Source organism: Rhodanobacter koreensis (assembly GCF_054782855.1).
The window spans coordinates 1,073,115-1,091,202 of the sequence record NZ_BAAGRR010000001.1 but is presented as its reverse complement, the minus strand read 5'-3'; the positions used below and the strand labels follow the sequence as shown (position 1 = coordinate 1,091,202).

Sequence of the window (18,088 nt, the reverse complement as noted above, 5' to 3'; positions counted from 1 at the left end):
GTGAAGCAACCTGAAGCCAATGAACAACCCACCAGTTATTACCTGATAAGAACATGACATTAATGCCAGGCCCTTGAACCTATCACCTTTGCATGTCGATTCTTGTGCAGTGAAAACAGTGCATTCAGCCGTAGACAGCCTAGGTGATGACTTAGTCAACGATGCATTCAAATTATGTTGAATGGATTTTCGTCTGTTTCGAAAGGACGCTGAACAGAGCCTGTCTGTTGCGCCGAATAGCCGTCCAAACAGAAGAGGGTGATTGCATGGATTGCCGAGCTTCCGTACGTGGATGTGAATGAGCGGAAGCGGATCGACAGGAGGCGTGCGGCAGACGAGCGGAGTCACTTGGCGAATGATGATCTGCTGGCGCCGGCAATGCGGCATTGCTCGACGCCAGCGATCTCGTGATCAAAGCTGTTTCATCCCTTGCGGGTCGTTTCAGTGAGTCGCGCTGTAATTCGCCGCCGCTGCGCTGCTGATCAGGGTGGCCGACGGCAGCAACTGGCTCAGCACACGATTCCAGCGAGTCACGCCGGCTGCGCCGACAAACACTACGTCACCCGGTTTTACCCTGAACTCGTCACCCAGCGCGAACGCTGTCGGCGAATGGGCATCGAGATGAAAGACCTTGGCCGGGGCATTGTCCAGATCCTTCGCGCCGCGAATGACATAGACTTCCTTGCCGCTGGATGTGACGGGGTTGAGGCCGCCAGCCCGACCCAGCGCCTGCGTCAGCGAAAGGTCGGCGACCGTCCTGAAGGTGACCGCCATGGGTCGCATCACTTCGCCCATGACATACACCTCCTGCGTGTCGTTATAGGGAAGGAACAGACGATCTCCCGGCTTCAGGTAAATATCCTGCGCAACGCTATGGCCGCCGTTCAAGGCGGTCAGGTCCAGGTGGTAATCGTGCCCGTCGCGAGTCAGTACCAGGTCTGACAGATTGGCCTGATCCGCGTTGATGGTTGCCGAGCCGAGCGCCTGCCCCAGCGTCAGCGGCACCGCCGTGATCGTCTGTGGATCGGTCTTCATGAATGCGCCCTGGAACAGCACATGCTGACTGTTGTAGCCAACCACGCTGACATCAACCTGCGGCCTCTCGACGTATTTGGCGAGCTTGCTGGTGATGGCCTGACGCAGTTCCTCAAGCGTCATGCCGCCCACCTTGAAGGCACCCACGTAGGGATAGAACAGCGTGCCATCGGAACGTACCAGGCGCCCATTGGCTGCGGTCTGTTGTTGCGTGCCCGCTGGCGAAGTCAGTTCCGGATGATCCCAGACCGTAATGTAGAGCGTGTCACCCGGGCCAATGCGATAAGGCTCCGGTTGGTATGCCAGCAGTGCTTGCGGCACCGTCGCGCTCAGCATCGCTGCTGCATGGTCCCCCGCCAGCAGTTGCGGGGTGATCGTTACCAGCTGGACCTGGCTGTTGTCCGTCGGCGTGCCGCGAACCAGCCCATCGCTGGACATGCGTTGTCCCGGAGCCATTGCACAACCGGCGAGCAGTGCGGATCCCAGGATGATCAGGGCGGAGGATGTTTTCACGGTCATATAGGCTCCTGAAGTTCTACGAAGGCATAACCATGGAGGCAGCAATCCGCCTGGCATGCCGGCAAATTGTTGCCGCGGCCACGAACTCGGTGAATCCGGGTTTTATTGGTTGAACCAGTCAAACCAGTGGCAGGGAAAGTGCATCCATCACTTTTCGTGAGTGACTTTCTGCGCGTGTAGCACTTGCTTGAATCGGATATCGAAAGGGTGCTGTGTGATGCCACAGATCACGTGAAGAGGGCATCATTAACCATCGATCAAACTGAATCCTTGCTGCATGAGGATCTGCGATGGCCAGTCAAGCCGCGCTCGATACGGGCTCAACCCAAGGTGAGTGCGTCTTGCAAGAGATCGGCGTGACTCGCGAACGGTGCGGTCAGCACAAGTGAAGCCATCGCTTTCCAATGAATACGTATGCATACGCTGGTTGCTGCACTGCGATGCTGCCTAGTATCCATGCACCGACTTCCGCATCGTCAATATCGCGTCCGCAAATGCGTTGGCTGCGGAGTCTCAATACGACAGCAGCACAGGCAGGTTCACGCCGGACACTCGCAGCGCCAGGAATTACGTTCAATAACGGCAACTCTTTCAAACCTGATCGTCAGTGAAACAGGATGGGGATTGACCAGATGAAGTGTCCGAAGATTCTCGCCGCGCTGCTGATATGCGCCAGCCTCACCCTCGTTCCGATGATGCCTGTCCAGGCAACCATCAACAGCATGAGCCTGGGTGCAAGCTACAACGCCCAGAAGACCACCATTACCTTCCGGGTCTATTCCGCCCACGCCAGCTACATGAAGCTCTATCTGTATGCGAGCGGTTACGGTGTACAGGAATCCGCCACCTATGTCCTGAGCATGGTCGGCAATGGCATCTGGGCGGTGACGGTGCCGGTTTCCGCGATCCAGGCCGCGGGCATTACCGGAGCGGTCTATTACGGCTATCGCGCCTGGGGTCCGAACTGGCCCTACAACGCGAGCTGGACCAAGGGATCTGCGGTGGGTTTCATCTCGGATGTCGATGGCAGTGGCAACCGTTTCAACCCGAACAAGCTGCTGCTGGATCCCTATGCGCAGGAGATGAGCCAGGACCCGCTCAACGCGTCCAATCAGAATGGCGACATCTTCGCGTCCGGTGCCAGTTACCGGAACATCGATAGTGGCATCTACGCACCGAAGGGCATCGTGCTGGCCGCCAGCGGGCAAAGTATCGGCACCAAGCCGACCCGCGCGCAGAAGGACGACGTCATCTATGAAGTGAACGTGCGCGGCCTGACCAGGCAGGACCCGAGCATCCCGACGCAATATCAGGGCACCTACTACGGTGCCGGACTCAAGGCGACCTACCTCGCAAGTCTCGGCGTCACCGCGGTGGAGTTCCTGCCCGTGCAGGAAACGCAGAACGACGCGAACGACGTCGTGCCGAACTCGGATGCGAACCAGAACTACTGGGGCTACATGACCGAAGACTACTTCGCCCCCGATCGCCACTATGCCTACAACAAGGCGCCGGGCGGTCCGACCGCGGAGTTCCAGGCGATGGTGCAGGCCTTCCACAATGCCGGCATCAAGGTCTACATGGATGTGGTCTACAACCACACTGCGGAAGGCGGCACATGGACCGGCACCGACCCCACCACCGCGACCATCGAATCGTGGCGTGGGCTGGACAACGCGACGTATTACGAACTCGATTCGACCAACCAGTATTTCTACGACAACACCGGCATCGGCGCCAACTTCAACACGTACAACACTGTCGCGCAGAATCTGATCGTCGATTCACTCGCCTATTGGACCAACACCATGGGCGTGGACGGTTTTCGTTTCGACCTGGCCTCCGTGCTGGGCAACAGCTGCCTCAACGGAGCTTACGAATCCGCCGCGCCGAACTGCCCGAACGGTGGATACAACTTCGATGCGGCGGACCCGAACGTCGCGATCAACCGCATCCTGAAAGAGTTCACGGTGCGCCCCGCAACTGGCGGCAGCGGGCTGGACCTGTTTGCCGAACCCTGGGCGATCGGCGGCAATTCCTATCAGCTCGGAGGGTTCCCGAAGGGGTGGTCGGAATGGAATGGCGCGTTCCGCGACACCATGCGCCAGGCACAGAACGAGCTCGGCAACATGACGATCTCGATCGGCCAGGACGCGACGGATTTCTCCGGTTCGTCCAGCCTGTTCCAGGCCAGTGGCCGTGCACCGTGGAACTCGACGAATTTCATCGACGTGCATGATGGCCTGACGCTCAAGGATGTCTATTCCTGCAACGGTTCCAACAACAATCAGGCGTGGCCCTACGGACCGTCGAGCGGCGGCACCAGCACCAACTACAGCTGGGACCAGGGCGGCGCGGCGGCTGATCAGCGACGCGCGGCACGCACCGGCATGGCCTTCGAAATGCTGTCGGCCGGCACGCCGCTGATGCAGGGCGGCGACGAATACCTGCGCACGCTTCAATGCAACAACAACGCCTACAACCTCGACTCGACCGCCAACTGGCTCAACTACAGCTGGAGCACCGACCAGTCGAACTTCTACAACTTCGCCCAGCGGATCATCGCCTTCCGCAAGGCGCATCCATCGCTTCGTCCGGTGACCTGGTACACCTCCAGCCAGGTCGTCTGGTACGAGCCGAGCGGCGCCGTCGCCGATTCCAGCTACTGGAACAACACCAGCAACTATGCGATCGCCTACACCGTCAACGGCTCCACCTTCGGCGATGCCAACTCGATGTATATCGCTTATAACGGCTGGTCTGGCAGCGTCAATTTCACCTTGCCGGCGCCACCTACCGGCACGAGCTGGTACCGGGTAACCGACACCTGCAACTGGAACGATGGCGCCAACACCTTCGTTACCCCGGGCAACGAAGCCTTGATCGGTGGTGCGGGCACCAATTACAGCCAGTGCGGCCAATCCCTGCTGCTGTTGATCTCGAAGTAGTCAGCAGGTGCAGACATCAGCTACTTCATGGTTTGTAAGCGGCCGTTCTCCAAAGTTTGAGCCTTTGATGGTTCACCAACGCAGACCATGCGCGCAACTTCAGGCGCATGGCTTGTTCGTTTCATTAGAAGGCGGCCAGTTGTGCGTAGCGCAAGACCGGTGGATTGGATTGATTGGCGCCTTAGTGTGCGCCTTGCCCCGGATGCCCCCGGCTTCCGTGACCCCAGGCGGCGCGGTGATTCTCCTGCCTGCATTGGCAGACTGGTCACAGCTTCTCTCCGTCATGCCGTTTCAGGTCGCAAGGGGGCGCGCGGTCACTGGCACTTCGTTGATGCGTGTTGAATCCGTGTACCACAGCAAATGGAGTTGAACGGCCGCTAGCTTCGGACGCAACCAAGCACGGTAGCGATGGCATCCGCGGACGTAGTCATGTTGAAGCGCATCCATGAGCTGGGCATCTGCTGTGGCGAGAACAAGCTGCCCGGCGCCAGCAACAAGCCTTTCTCACGACAGACGACAGCCAGTTCATTGGTATCGGTGCGCATATTCACCCAGAGAAACATGCCATCTACGGGATCGCCAAAGATATCGATCCCTTCATGACGAAGCGTTCGCTTGGTTCGGGCGCGACATTCGGCCAGGCGTTCGCGCAACTCGCCTACATGCCTGGCATACCTGCCTTCCACCAGCAGCTTGTGTACCAAACGCTCGTTGAGTTCGGGCGTGGTAAACCCGGTCAAGATTTTGGTATCTGCGAAGGATTCCGCCAGATCCGGCCGACACGCGATGTAGCCGACCCGGATGTTGGATGCGAGTGTTTTGGAAAAGCTGGCTGCGTAAATTACGCGATTCAATTGATCACCGGCCGCCAGACGCGTGATCGCGGACGTGCACAGATCGGCGTAAACATCATCTTCGAAGATCAGGAAGTCGTGTCGTGTGGCGATATCCAGGATGCTTGCCACGGTGGCACGGGAAAGCGATACCCCGGTGGGATTGTGTGCGGCCGAGTTGATAAGAAGAAGTCGCGGCTTTTCCTGTTGCGCCAGGCGCTCCATGGCCATGAGGTCCGGCCCGTCGGGCGTGCACGGGACGCCAATAACGCGGGTGCCGCGGGCGGCCAGCATGCCCAGCGCTCCGAACCAACACGGATCCAGCACAAGAACCGTATCGTCGGAACCCACCAGCGTGCGCAATACCAGATCCAAGGCGTGGGTGATGCCGGTCGTGAGAACGATCTGCTCGGGATGAGCAACGATATCGAGCTCGGCCAGTCGTTGCTGCAGTACGGACCGCAAGGGTTCGAATCCGCGAGGCTTGCCGCTCTCCAGCCATCCGCTCGTCCCCTGACGGCCAAGCGAGCGCAGCGCTGCGCCTAACTGGGCTCCATCGAGCCATGACGCCGGCAGCACGCCGAGTCCGGGACCCGGTGCTGCTGAATCAGCCAGCATGTTGTGCATCAACCAGCTTAAGTCAACGTGCGCACGCTGATGGTTGGCTATCGGCAGATGGGGTCCGCCAGGGCGCCTGCGAACATAGAATCCCGAACCTTTCCGCGCTTCCAGATACCCACTCGCTACCAACCGTTCGTAGGCCTCGACCACCGTGAAAGTGGAAACGCCCCTCTGTTGAGACAAGGTCCGTATCGATGGAAGGCGCATGCCGGACCGAAAGACCTGGCCATCGATTCGGCGCTTCACCCAGTGGACACATTCCTCGACCAGCGTCTGCGAACCTGTGCCATCCGTAGGCATCTGATGCCCTCTCAACTGTATCGATCAGGTTGCCCCGAATTGTATCGGTACTGCATGAACCCGGAAGGGTAGCGTTGCTCCATGGCGTCGGCGATCCGGTTCGGCGCGAAGGTCAGGAGTGAGGCAGACATGTCGACAGAGGCACTAACGATGACACTGCGCCAACCAGTCGATCGAGACGGTGAATCCCTGACCACAAGAAAAGTGCAGATGATCGTCGGCGCACTCTGTTTCACCGGTCGCCTGGAAGCGCAAGCGGCGCCGAAATCCGTGGCGTGGCTTGCGGAGCATTTGCCATTCGATGGCATCGTGCTCCATGCGCGCTGGAGTGGTGAGGCCGCCTGGATGCCGCTTGGCCTCGAGCTGAAACTGGCGCCGGAAAACGCCATGGCCTATCCCCATCCGGGCCAGCTTCTTCTCTATGCAGGGAATGAAAGTGAGCCCGAACTGCTTATTCCTTATGGTGCCTGTGCGTTTGCCAGCCGCGCAGGCGCGTTGGCTGGCAATCATGTCATCACGCTGGAGGGTGACATGACGAGTCTGCGCACGTTGGGAGAAACACTCCTGCACCAAGGTGCTCAGTCGTTGCAACTGACGTGGCAATGAGGGCCCATGCGTGTGACCCACTCTATGTATAGGTATAGATGCGACGGATGGTTTAGCCGGCTGCTGTTCCAGCAACGACGAGGCGTGATAGCCCGGCGGCAGCTGAAACATGATATCGGCGGTACGCGCAACACATGCGCGTGATCGCTGGCGCTGGCTGACTCTTTGAGGATGCCGTTGAAGGAGAAATGTTATGCGTATCCATTCGATCTTCGTTGGACTTGCACTGTTTTGTACTTTGTCAGGCTCTTCACTGGCACAGACTGAACGACCTGCGTTTACGCCCAGCCAGAATATCTATCGATTGCCTTTCACTGACGGAACCCACGTCAAAGTCTTTGATGATTTCCTCACCCACCGACCGCCCGGCCGCAACGACCTGTTCGCTGTCGACGGCCAGGCTCCTTATCGCGTAGTGGCAGCAGCATCGGGGCGCATCGTCGCCATCCAGGATGGATATAGCGAACAACAGTCCGGGCGCGCGGCGAAGGACTGTCACAACAACTATGTGTGGATTGCCCACCCCAATGGCGAATGGACGAACTATTCGCATATCGCCCATGACACGGTTACCAGGAAGGCCGGGCTCAAAGTCGGCGATTGGGTAAAGGCGGGACAATATCTGGGTGACGAAGGTGCTGTGGGCTGCGCCATGCTCCACCACGTGCACTTCGAGGTGGCCATTCCCAACCCCGAGGAACCCATCGATTCGGGCGGCTTCCTGACCGATAACGAAAACGGAAAGCGGGAGCGGAACCCGCGTTTTTGCGGAGTACCCGGCGGCTTCGCCGTGAAAGGAGCCACCTATCAAGCACGTCCTTGCTGATGTGCGGCAGTCTCCTTTCATCAGCACCTCGTGCTGGCTGCAAGGGTGAGCACACGCGTCGCGTGTTTCGTCTCGGGTTATCCAATGCGCACATGTGCGTACGCCGCTGCTTTGGCCGCAACGCCGGCTTGTGAGTGGTGCGGATCACTTCGCGGCAAACTCCGCCAACGCTCATGTGGCGCGGCGACGAACCTCTTGAGAATGGCGGCGCTCTCGACGACCGGTGGCGTTTGAGCTGACCTTGCTGAAGCGGGTGAAGAACTTTGCGTTCCCCGACTTTGCCAGGAAGCTGTCCGCCCGTAGCGGACGAAACCGCAATGAGGAGAATTCACTCCTCCCACTTCAATATCTTATACCCACCGGGGCTTGCGACAAGCCCCTTGTCATGCTGCTCAATTGCCAACCGAAATAAGCCTGCGGAATTGGGAGTAGCGGAATGAGTGTGCAGTTGTCGAAGCATGAGCCCGGAGCACTTGAATCCATGGCAGAGCTTGTCACGCGGTTGCGGGCATGCGGTGTCGACGGATGTGATGCACAAATGACGATTGCCGCGATGCCGCCGGAGCGCGGTCATGATTGAGCATGCCGTTGCGATCGTTGGAGGAGGTCCGACCGGCCTGATGTTGGCGGGAGAGCTGGCGCTGGCGGGCGTCGACGTTGCCATTGTGGAGCGGCGTGCCGACCAGACCCTCGTCGGCTCGCGCGCAGGCGGTCTTCATTCGCGCACTATCGAGGTTTTCGACCAGCGTGGAATCGCTGATCGGTTCCTCTCGGAGGGACAGGTGGCTCAGGTCGCCGGGTTCGGCGGGACGCGGTTGGACATCAGCGACTTTCCCACCCGGCACCCCTACGGACTCGGGCTGTGGCAGAACCACATCGAGAGCATTCTCGCCGGCTGGGTCGACGAGCTGGGGGTCAAGTTCTACCGCGGACGTGAAGTCACAGGCTTCACGCAGGACGATACGTGCGTCGACGTCCGGCTGTCCGATGGCCTGTCGTTGCGGTCGGAATATCTCGTCGGCTGCGACGGAGGACGCAGCCTGATCCGCAAGGCGGCCGGCATCGAGTTTCCCGGATGGGATCCGACAACCAGCCACCTCATCGCCGAGGTCGAGATGGCCGAGAAGCCACCATTGGGCGTCCACCGCAATGCCTTTGGCATCCATGCCTTCGGCAAGTTGGAGTACAAGATTCGCGATGGCAAGGTGGTCTACATGGATGGTGGGCCCACTACGGTCACGGTGACCGAACAGCATGTCGTGCCCGCGACCGAACCCACCTTGCACGATCTCGGCGCGGCGCTCATCGCCGCATGCGGGACCGATTACGGGATCCACAGTCCCACCTGGATCTTCAGATTCACCGACATGACCCGGCAGGCCGCGACCTACCGCGTCAAACGGGTCCTGCTGGCTGGCGACGCTGCACACGTGCATGCCCCAGACGGTGGACAGGGCCTCAACACCGGTGTGCAGGATGCGGTGAACCTGGGATGGAAGCTGGCCCAGGTGGTCAAGGGGAGGTCCCCGGAAAGCCTCCTCGATACCTACCATGCAGAGCGCCACCCGGTGGCTGCCCGCGTGCTGCGCAACACGATGGCGAGTGTCGCGCTTCGCCGGCCAGACGAACGCACGAACGCCCTGCGCGACACCATGTCCGAGCTCCTCGGCATGGACGAGCCTCGCAGGCGATACGCCGCGATGATGTCCGGTCTGGATATTCACTACGATCTTGGCGAGGGACATCCGTTGCTCGGACGCCGCATGCCTGATCTGGACCTGATTACCGCCAACGGCCCGCAGCGAGTCTTCAGCCTGCTCCATGATGCCCGGCCGCTGCTGCTCAACCTCGGTGAACCCGGCGGCTTCGACATTGCACCCTGGGCAGACAAGGTCAAGCTGATCGACGCCGAATACGTAGCCAAGTGGGAGCTTCCAGCACTCGGGGCAGTCACTGCACCCGCCGCCGTGTTGATTCGACCCGATGGATATGTGGCTTGGGTGGGAGAAGGCACGGACCTGGGACTTGCCGACGCGCTGACCGCCTGGTTCGGGCCACCCAATGCCGGCATTGCGGCGTAGCGTGCCGGCCTCCAAGGTCATTCTGTGAGGGGCTCCGGGAATAGCCTTCCTCGGTATCGGCAATAAAAAGCCCGCAAGGGGGAGCCTGCGGGCTTTGGGTCACCCATCTTTACGCTGCTTGTCGAGGAGGGGAGGCCCGGCTAGGGTCGTGAACGTCGCACACCTCGCTCCTACGAGACGTTGTTGAATTACGAATGCACCGCCGGCCCCTCTCGAAAAGACGAATTCAAACGAACACTTTTCGCAGCCGACTGGGTTGAGAGCGCAGATACTGGTTCGGCACCTTGACTTGGGTCCCAAAGTGAGCAGCAGCGTGCCAAGGCCAGCGAGGGTCGAAGAGCACGGCTCGAGCGAGCGCGATTAGATCGGCGTCTCCCGTGCTGAGAATGGATTCGGCCTGCTCGAATTCAGTGATCAGACCGACAGCAATGACAGGGAGCGTCGTTGCCTGCTTCACTGCCCGCGCGAAGGGAACCTGATAGCCGGGTCCGATTGGAATTTGCGCGGCTGGGTTCGAGCCGCCGCTTGAGACATTGATCGCAGCACAGCCTCTAGCCTCCAGTGCTTGGGCAAAAGCAATCGTGTCCTCGACGGACCATCCACCTTCCATCCAGTCAGTCGCGGATACCCGCATCGTAACGGGCCGATCATGCGAAAACGCGTCTCGCACGGCGTCGAAAACCTCGAGTGGAAAGCGCATTCGGTTTTCCAATGAGCCGCCGTACTTGTCGTCTCTGTGGTTTGAGAGAGGCGAGAGGAATTGATGGAGCAGATAGCCATGCCCACCCAGGATTTGAATGAAATCCAACCCAAGTCGGGAGGCGCGTCGCGCTGCCGCCACGAAGGCGTCGCGAATGGCGGCCAGGCCATCGGGGTCCAGGGCTGTGGGTGGTGTATCACCGGCCGCAAAAGCGACCGAGGATGGGCCAAGCGTGTTCCAACCATTCGCGTGAGCTTGCGGAATCTGTGCACCGCCGTCCCATAATTTCTGCCGAGACCCTTTTCGGCCAGCATGGTTGAGCTGGATTCCAATCGGCGTGTCCGACCACTGCCGAACGCTGTGCAGCACTCGCGCCATGGAGGCTTCACACTCGTCCGAATAAAGCCCCACATCACCATAGCTGGTGCGCCCCTCGGGGGTGACCGCCGTTCCCTCAATGGTCATCGCCGCCGCACCAGAAATCGCCAGTTGACCGAGGTGAATCAGGTGCCAATCGCTCATCTGTCCGTCTTTGGCCGAGTACTGAGCCATCGGGGCGATCACGATGCGATTGGCTAATTTCAAGTTTCCGACTTGTGTCGGCGTGAACAGCTTTGGGAGGCTCATAGCAACTCTTTCCGACGCGTGTTGGCGCAGGCCATGTGCTCCGTAAAGCCCGCGTTCGACATCACATGGTCGTACATCGGTCACTGCCCCTTCTTGAACAGGTCCTGGAAGACCAGGGGGCCCCAGATCCCGTTCCGCGCCTGCACGAGCTGACCGCCTTCCGCGATCTTGCCGAGATTGACCGGCGCATAGCCGAGCTGCTCGACCAGGGCGGCGACCGTTGCGGTCGCGCTTTCATCGTCGCTCGACAGGAATACAACCCGGCGTCCGCCGTTGATGGCCGGGTCTTCCGCGAGAACGCGGGCTGGCAGATGGTTGAACGCTTTGACCAATTGAGCGCCGGGCAGGGCGCGGGCTATGACGGAAGAGGAGGGAACGCCGCCCAAATCGTCGAGCGTGTTCGTCACGTCGATCACGATCTTGCCCGCCCAGCTTGTCCGTGCCTTCGCAACCTCTCGGTGCTGCTCGTAGCGGACAGCCAGCATGACAATGTCGGCCTCGAGCGCGTCCTTCAAGGTCTTGGGGACGATCGTCGGGCCGATCGCGCTTGCCTGCGGCGCGAGCGCTTCAGGCTGATGCCTGCTCGCTACAGCCACTTCGATGCTCTTGCGGGCGAACATGCGGGCCAGCGCTTGGCCGACCGCGCCGAAACCTACAATTGCGTAGCTCATGTTGCCTCTCCGATCGGTGTTGAAGTGGGTTGCCCGGAATGATCCAGGCGTGATCAGCGTCTTCTTGGAGTGCCAGGCACCCATACGCTTTTCGGTGCGATGTCAGATGGCCGAGAAGCCACCGTCGACAGCCAAATCCATCCCATTCACGAAGCTCGAATCGTCTGAAGCAAGAAACAGCGCGGCCGTCGCAATCTCCTCGGGACGCCCCATCTTTCCCCGCGGGATCAGGGATTCGAACATCTGCTTCGCCTCCTCGGTGAGAACCTGGTCCTGCATCGGTGTGGCGATCGGCCCCGGGCTCAGTACGTTCACCCGGATATTCCTGTCCTTCAGTTCGTTGAGCCACGTGCGTGCAAATGCGCGCAACGCCGCCTTGCTCGCCGCATACACGCCATAACCAGGAAAACCTTTCACCGATGCAACGGACCCGGTCATGAAGATCGATCCGCCATCGTTGAACAGCGGCAACGCCTTCTGCACCGTAAACACCGTGCCGCGCGTGTTCAGGCCGAAGGTCGCATCGAAATGCTGTTCGGTAATCTCGCCCAGCGGGACGGCTTCGCCGATGCCGGCGCTCGCGTACAGGACGTCGATCCGGCCCTTTTCCCGCTTGACTGTGTCGAACAGACGGTCGAGGTCGTCGAGATTGGCCGCGTCGCCGCGCACGCCGGTCACGTTCCGGCCGATCAGCCTGACGGCCTCATCGAGCGCCTCCTGCCTCCGGCCGGTGATGAAAACGTAGGCGCCTTCTTCGACGAACCGCTTGGCGCTCGCCAGCGCCATGCCGCTCGATCCGCCCGTGATGACTGCAACCTTACCTTCAAGCTTTCCCATGACTTTTCACCTTTCGTCGTGTCGGACAGTGTCTCTGTTCCCATGGGGACAGAGACGCTGTATCTTGTGGATCACCGATCCAGATACTGATTCACAGCAAACGGACCACTGATCCAAATATATGGATCACTGATCCGTTTGTCAAGGCACCTATGCGAGCCGACGCCAGAAAAAATTACAGCCATCTACTTGCAGTCGCGCGTGACGTCGTCACCGAGCATGGTGTCGATGCGTCCATGCGGGATATCGCCCGCCGGGCCGACGTCGGGTTGGCCACGTTGCTTCGTCATTTCCCGACGCGAGAAGCCTTGTTCGAGGCGTTGCTGTGTACGAATCTGGACGCACTGGCGCAGAAGGCAGACGAACTCGAAACGTCGAGTCCACCTGACGAAGCGCTTGTGTCCTGGTTTCGCGAAGGGGTGGCATTCGTCCATAGCTATCGCGGCGTTGCCGACTTGTTTGCGAGCGCCCACGCTGACCCGGAATCTGCGCTTTACGCTTCATGCGCAGCGGTGCACGCAGTGGGCGCGCGATTGCTGCTCCGTGCTCAGGCCGAGGGAACGGCGCGCGCCGATATGAATGGGGACGACCTGTTCGCCCTGATGTCGGCGCTCGGCTGGCTCGCCGGCCAATCCGCATTCGCGCCGCGGACGGATCATCTTTTTCACGTGATTGCGAGCGCCATCCTGACAAACCCGCCGAGCAACGATGAAACGAAGGCAACGTGTTGAATCCAATCAGCGATTGGATGCTCGAGAGTATTTTCAACTTGCGGGATGGCGCGCACGCAAAGGTTCTACTGGAATGGGCCCGATGATCGCGTTCATGGGCGCCTCCTTCTATCCGACGCCAGCATCTGCTCGCATCATCCGCACGTCGACCGCACAGGGCGCATCCGAATTGGTGCGTGGTGGGAAACGTTGAGCAGCGTGATTGGGAGACGTTATCGCGGACGCGGGCGAGGCTGACAAGGTCTACCTTAGGAAGTTTGGTCATGCGTGGCATCGTTTCGAAAGGCTTGGGCTCACCACGTGCGTGGTGTGCTCTCGCGATCCTGGTTTGCGCCTACTTTCTCCAGGATCCCGTTGAATCCAAGGTCATGGCGCCGTTGAGTCATGCGGCAAACTTGCACATGATCAAGGACGGCGCCATGTCCTTGCAGGCCTATGCAGCTCTCATGCTTGTAAGGCTCGGGTGGAATGCTTTGCTTGTGGGTGTTGTTTGGGCGGCGCTGGGTCGTCCATTCGATGGTTTTCCGATAAATGACACGCGCGCAGTCAGGCATCTCGTCATCGGCCTGGCGATCGGTTTGTCAGTCATGGCTGCCGCGATCCTGGTTATCGTGGCCATGAATGACGCGAGTGTTTCCTTTGGCTCCCAATCAGATGTCAGCGCCATGAAGTTTGGTGTGGGTTGGCTGCTCGCCGATCTTGTGGGCGCCCTGGGCGAGGAGTTGTACGGGAGAGCAGCGATACTTCTGGTGGCCGAGCGCTTCCTGGGCTGGAAAGGTGCCATTCTCGTATCGGGTGTGATGTTCTTCATCATCCACCTTGGAAACCCTGGTGCGAGTGTGATCTGGCTGGTGCGCCTGGGTATTCAGGGCATGCTGCTGGCGTATGCCGTTTATCGCACGGGATCGCTATGGTGGTCCGTGGGTTATCACACGGGTTGGAATTGGGCCAGCGCGCCTCTTTTTGGCGCAGCAGGAAGCGGTTACCTCGACCAGGGGCATCTCTTTAATTTTCTGCCTCATGGATCCGCACTGCTGACGGGCGGTGCCGTGGGTCCCGAGGGGAGCATCCTGGCATTTGTTGCTGTCGTGGCGGCCTTTTTGCTATTGCGGAAAACTTTACCTGTCGGCTCGATCATTCAGCGGGCAGGAAGCTAGCTCGCGATTCGCCCCATCAAGGGTGCGCTGCGCGCTCTTGCGGCTCGCAGACATAAACGCGGATCGCCACGACCTTTGTTCCGTTGAACGTCCACTGCTCGGCAATGAAGATCGACGACTTGGATCCGGCCAGGCCGACCTTGAGGCTCGAGAACACGGTGTTGCCGTCCCCGTAGATGCCCAAGACCTCGAAACGGCTGAAGTCGTAGAACTTTCCTGCCCGAGGGAAGATGCTACGAACTTCAGCAAGCCCGCGGTACGTCCCGCCAAAGGGAAGCGATGCTGGCTCGTATATGACGAGGTTGGGATCAAGGTGATCCGGAAAGTCGAGTAGTCCCTTGTTCTCGCTGAACAACTTGTGCACGAATGCCTTGTTCGCTTCGGTGGTGGACGTTGCGTTTCCTTCGGTTGTGAGCGTGTTGTTTGCTTCAACTGTATGGGCTGCGGTCCCTGCGTAAGAACAAATGGTGTTCCCTGTGATAAAGGCGGTCGCCAGGCAGACCGCGGCAAGGCGCAATGGCCTTGCCGTTCGCCCAAGCCTGACGGTCGTGCCCATCCGTTTTTGAAGGTCTCGGCGACTGAGTGCGGCTCGGTGAAGTCTGTCCGGTGATGGGGGATCGATGGGCTTGGTCATGCGATACGCTCCGATGTGCTTGTGTTTAGTCGATGCCAGCGCATCCACGTAACGAATTCGAAAACTGGGCCAGCTCATAGACGACCGCAACGTTGGACTGCTCGTGTGTATTGCGGCCGATATCGGTCGCCGCCGCCACGTTCTTGCGGCGCTGTTCGGCTGACGTGTTCTGCGGCCAGCGCGAAGACGTCTAGCGAGGCGCGGCTATTTCGAGCAGACGATCCTTTGTCCCAGCATTCCGTTCCAAGGCCGGATACTGTTCTCCGCCGTGGTATGCCAGGGTGAGTGTGGTGGTGACACCGTTGTTCTCAACAGCGCACTCGATGGGGGGCGGTACTCCTTTGGCGTTGCGGATCGCGCGCTGTAGCTGATCGATCGAAAAGGGCTGCCCGTTGACGGAAAGAATTTTCATGCCCGACGCAAAGCCCGCCTTATCCGCAATGCCACCGATGAGCACATCGGTGATGACGCCGTCCGACCGCACCTTCATGGCGATCGAATATTCGAAATCCTTTTTGCCCGAAAGCGTGGTCCACGCATTCGGTGTGTCTCGGTAAACCAGGCGATATCCACCGTGCATAAAGCCCCCTAGGGGAGCCTCCGGCGTGAGCTCGTGGAGACGTTCTTGTAAAAAAGACGCCCAGTCGTGCGGATAAACAGTGTTCAGTGCGTTGACGAGGTTCTCGCGGGTGAAAGGAAGCGTAGTGGGTCCCGTGTCGGTGCTCTGACCGTAAAAAAGCGCCAGGAAGTCATCGAGCGATTTCTTGCCTGCGGTTCCGCTGCGAATCGTGGTGTCGACTTCCAGCCACATCAGAGCGCCCTCACCGTAAAAATCGTAGCCGCCAAGCCGCCAGCTTTCGTAGGCGGAGCTGTCGGCTGCCCAGAGGATCGGCGCCATCGTTGCCGTGTCTTGAAGGTCGCGCCAGGTTTTTCCAGGGCGACGGTCGAAATGGGCAGCTTTCTCACTCCATTGATCGAGAAATTGTTGCTGCGTCCAGATGCCGGATCGAACGGTGAGGACGCCGGCAAGATAGTCAGTCAGCCCCTCGTAGATCCAAAGATCGGTGCCGATGATGGGCATCTGATAGTTGGCGGCCATCAGGCTCATGGGGCGCCGATATTTTCCGTTCCAGCTATGCACGAAGTCGTGCACGATGTAATCCCCGTACAGCGTGAGAGACTTTTCGCTCGTCAGGAAATTGGCTGGTCTGCGATCGTCGAGCGACTGATGATGATCGAACGCGTCGCCAGCGATCTGATCAGACAGCGTGACCAGCATGTGGAACGAATCGTAGTGTCGACCGTGAAAGAGAATCCCGGCCTGACGAACCACTTCGCTGAACTTGTCGATGTGTGATTGATTGATCTGGAGTGACGCCGGCGTGTCGGCCACCAAGTCGAGATAGTGCTTGGGAGTGATCTCAGGCGCTAAGGGAATTTCTCGAAAGTAGCGTCCCGAAATTACCGGCGAATCGACTAGCTGCTCAAGCGAGACGGTGTGGAACGTGACGGCATTTGAACGTTCGGAAGAGGCCGGTGCTTGACTGGATTGGAGGACCGAAGCGAAATGCCAATTCGCCGGCATGACAATGGTCGGAGTGACCTCAATCGAAGCGACCTGTGTGGATCGCCCTTGGTACGGATACATGAGAACCGTATTCCAATTGAGCGCCGCAATGTTTGCGTCGGTTGATCCCGGGGTTGTTGCATCGGTCGCGGTAATGAAGTCGAAGTTCACCTCGATGGAACTGACGCCCTTCGGGACCACGATGTGGTAGAGGTAAAGCGCCACGGGGTCGCGTTCCCAGCGAATCGGCGTGGCGGCTGCAGAACCCATCCGGTGGGCGGTGATAAACAAGCCAGCCTGCTGATCGATAGGCCCGGCCAGATGAACGCTCGGAAGCCATTGGGGATAGGCGAGGGTCATCGGACCAGGTTTGGCGGGAATGATCTCCGTCGTATGGAGGAGTTTGCGCGGTGCATCGCGCAGATCGACCTTGAGGAGAATCGGAGGCTCCGCGCTTGAGGCAGCGCTGCACGTCGTGCTCATGGCAAATGCCAGGATTGCGGTGAGGCAGTAAGAAGCGATGCGTTGCATGCGTAAGGGCCCGATATAGATCAAGATCAAAAGATTCTCTGAGGGCCCATCAAAGGTACGGTCCATTCAATCTCTGCAGAGAACATGGGACGTGGTGGTGAAAGCTCACTTTCGCGGCGCGCGCTTGACGCTACCCTGCTTGTTTCAAGAGGGAGATCGCTCCCGTGATCGCGCGATTGAACGGTTCTGCAGAATTCGCGGCGCGCGCCAGGACATAAGCACCCTGCAGAACGGCGAGAATGGTCGAGGCGGTGTCTTCCGGGTTCATCTCCGCGCGAAATTCTCCAGCCCTTTGGCCTTCCACAATGAGAGAGGCCAGTTCCTGTGTCAGCTTCGCGAACATCTCCTGCACGGGCTGTCTGAGTTGCGGGTCGGCAATGATCTCTGGATCTTGCGTCAGCCTTCCAACGCGGCAACCTCGCAGTGCCTCCCGCTCGCGATGAAGGTACGAAACGATGCGATCGAGAGCGGAGCAAGGCTGTGCGAATTCCTGCCGGGCCGACTCGTACAGTTGCTCGGTGCTTCGCGCGATGGCGGCTGAAGCGAGCGCTGCCTTGTTTTCAAAATGGTGGTACATGCTGCCTTGCCCAGCTGAAGCTTTGTTCTGAATGGCTTTGGGACTCATACCCACATAGCCCCGCTCCCATAACAATTCCTGGGCGCTCTCAATCAGACGTTCTCTCGTATCCATGCGCACCACTATACATACTAGTAGGTACAATGTGCAATGTGGCGAAATGTCGACCTTCAGGTAACTCGGTCGTGACCCAAATTCCATAGTTTGTGGGCCAAATAACTTTGGAGATCGGGCTGCCCACAAACTATGGAGTTCTGCCCACTGCCGGTCTCAAAGTAATCAGTCAT

Annotated in this window: 14 protein-coding genes and 1 pseudogene; 6 read left to right on the top strand and 9 right to left on the bottom strand. The window is 59.3% G+C overall.

Features of this window, described 5'->3' with window-relative positions:
* Positions 1–441 precede the first annotated feature (441 nt).
* Positions 442–1,554, bottom strand: a complete 1,113-nt coding sequence (locus tag ACYVKM_RS04550; protein WP_460876123.1) for a polysaccharide biosynthesis/export family protein — start codon at positions 1,552–1,554, stop codon at positions 442–444.
* A 632-nt stretch (positions 1,555–2,186) separates the two neighbouring features.
* Between ACYVKM_RS04550 and ACYVKM_RS04545 the strand changes: the two genes are divergently transcribed.
* Complete coding sequence (locus tag ACYVKM_RS04545; RefSeq protein WP_460876121.1) at positions 2,187–4,502, top strand: alpha-amylase family glycosyl hydrolase; 2,316 nt, start codon at positions 2,187–2,189, stop codon at positions 4,500–4,502.
* A gap of 377 nt (positions 4,503–4,879) precedes the next feature.
* Here ACYVKM_RS04545 and ACYVKM_RS04540 read toward each other — a convergent pair whose 3' ends face one another.
* Complete coding sequence (locus ACYVKM_RS04540; protein WP_460876530.1) at positions 4,880–5,962, bottom strand: aminotransferase-like domain-containing protein; 1,083 nt, start codon at positions 5,960–5,962, stop codon at positions 4,880–4,882.
* An 84-nt stretch (positions 5,963–6,046) separates the two neighbouring features.
* A pseudogene (locus tag ACYVKM_RS04535) lies at positions 6,047–6,256 on the bottom strand (GntR family transcriptional regulator); the annotation flags it as partial.
* A gap of 150 nt (positions 6,257–6,406) precedes the next feature.
* Here ACYVKM_RS04535 and ACYVKM_RS04530 point away from each other — a divergent pair.
* The 3 genes from ACYVKM_RS04530 to ACYVKM_RS04520 all read left to right on the top strand — a co-directional run bounded on the left by ACYVKM_RS04530 (position 6,407) and on the right by ACYVKM_RS04520 (position 9,769).
* Complete coding sequence (locus ACYVKM_RS04530) at positions 6,407–6,862, top strand: DUF3830 family protein (RefSeq protein ID WP_460876120.1); 456 nt, start codon at positions 6,407–6,409, stop codon at positions 6,860–6,862.
* Between the two features lie 193 nt (positions 6,863–7,055).
* Positions 7,056–7,688, top strand: coding sequence for a M23 family metallopeptidase (locus ACYVKM_RS04525; RefSeq protein ID WP_460876118.1), 633 nt, complete (start codon positions 7,056–7,058; stop codon positions 7,686–7,688).
* A 572-nt stretch (positions 7,689–8,260) separates the two neighbouring features.
* Positions 8,261–9,769 (top strand): FAD-dependent monooxygenase, encoded by a 1,509-nt coding sequence (locus tag ACYVKM_RS04520; RefSeq protein ID WP_460876116.1) that lies wholly within the window; start codon positions 8,261–8,263, stop codon positions 9,767–9,769.
* A gap of 226 nt (positions 9,770–9,995) precedes the next feature.
* On the opposite strand, the gene ACYVKM_RS04515 is transcribed toward ACYVKM_RS04520, so the two are convergent.
* The 3 genes from ACYVKM_RS04515 to ACYVKM_RS04505 form a co-directional block, all read right to left on the bottom strand.
* Complete coding sequence (locus ACYVKM_RS04515) at positions 9,996–11,096, bottom strand: NADH:flavin oxidoreductase/NADH oxidase (RefSeq protein ID WP_460876115.1); 1,101 nt, start codon at positions 11,094–11,096, stop codon at positions 9,996–9,998.
* Positions 11,097–11,176: 80 nt separating this feature from the next.
* A complete protein-coding gene (locus ACYVKM_RS04510; RefSeq protein ID WP_460876113.1) occupies positions 11,177–11,767 on the bottom strand; it encodes an NADPH-dependent F420 reductase in 591 nt (196 codons plus the stop codon).
* A gap of 102 nt (positions 11,768–11,869) precedes the next feature.
* Positions 11,870–12,604, bottom strand: a complete 735-nt coding sequence (locus ACYVKM_RS04505) for an SDR family NAD(P)-dependent oxidoreductase (RefSeq protein ID WP_460876111.1) — start codon at positions 12,602–12,604, stop codon at positions 11,870–11,872.
* A 152-nt stretch (positions 12,605–12,756) separates the two neighbouring features.
* Here ACYVKM_RS04505 and ACYVKM_RS04500 point away from each other — a divergent pair, with 152 nt between their 5' ends.
* Complete coding sequence (locus tag ACYVKM_RS04500; RefSeq protein ID WP_460876110.1) at positions 12,757–13,335, top strand: TetR/AcrR family transcriptional regulator; 579 nt, start codon at positions 12,757–12,759, stop codon at positions 13,333–13,335.
* Positions 13,336–13,598: 263 nt separating this feature from the next.
* Positions 13,599–14,492, top strand: a complete 894-nt coding sequence (locus tag ACYVKM_RS04495) for a CPBP family intramembrane glutamic endopeptidase (RefSeq protein ID WP_460876108.1) — start codon at positions 13,599–13,601, stop codon at positions 14,490–14,492.
* A 16-nt stretch (positions 14,493–14,508) separates the two neighbouring features.
* Here the strand turns inward: ACYVKM_RS04495 and ACYVKM_RS04490 are convergent, their stop codons facing one another.
* The 3 genes from ACYVKM_RS04490 to ACYVKM_RS04480 all read right to left on the bottom strand — a co-directional run bounded on the left by ACYVKM_RS04490 (position 14,509) and on the right by ACYVKM_RS04480 (position 17,915).
* The gene (locus ACYVKM_RS04490) at positions 14,509–15,126 is read right to left on the bottom strand and encodes a nuclear transport factor 2 family protein (protein ID WP_460876107.1); all 618 of its coding nucleotides are present in this window, start codon (positions 15,124–15,126) and stop codon (positions 14,509–14,511) included.
* A gap of 190 nt (positions 15,127–15,316) precedes the next feature.
* The gene (locus tag ACYVKM_RS04485; protein ID WP_460876105.1) at positions 15,317–17,290 is read right to left on the bottom strand and encodes a M61 family metallopeptidase; all 1,974 of its coding nucleotides are present in this window, start codon (positions 17,288–17,290) and stop codon (positions 15,317–15,319) included.
* Between the two features lie 64 nt (positions 17,291–17,354).
* Complete coding sequence (locus tag ACYVKM_RS04480) at positions 17,355–17,915, bottom strand: TetR/AcrR family transcriptional regulator (RefSeq protein WP_460876103.1); 561 nt, start codon at positions 17,913–17,915, stop codon at positions 17,355–17,357.
* Between the last annotated feature and the right edge of the window lie 173 nt (positions 17,916–18,088).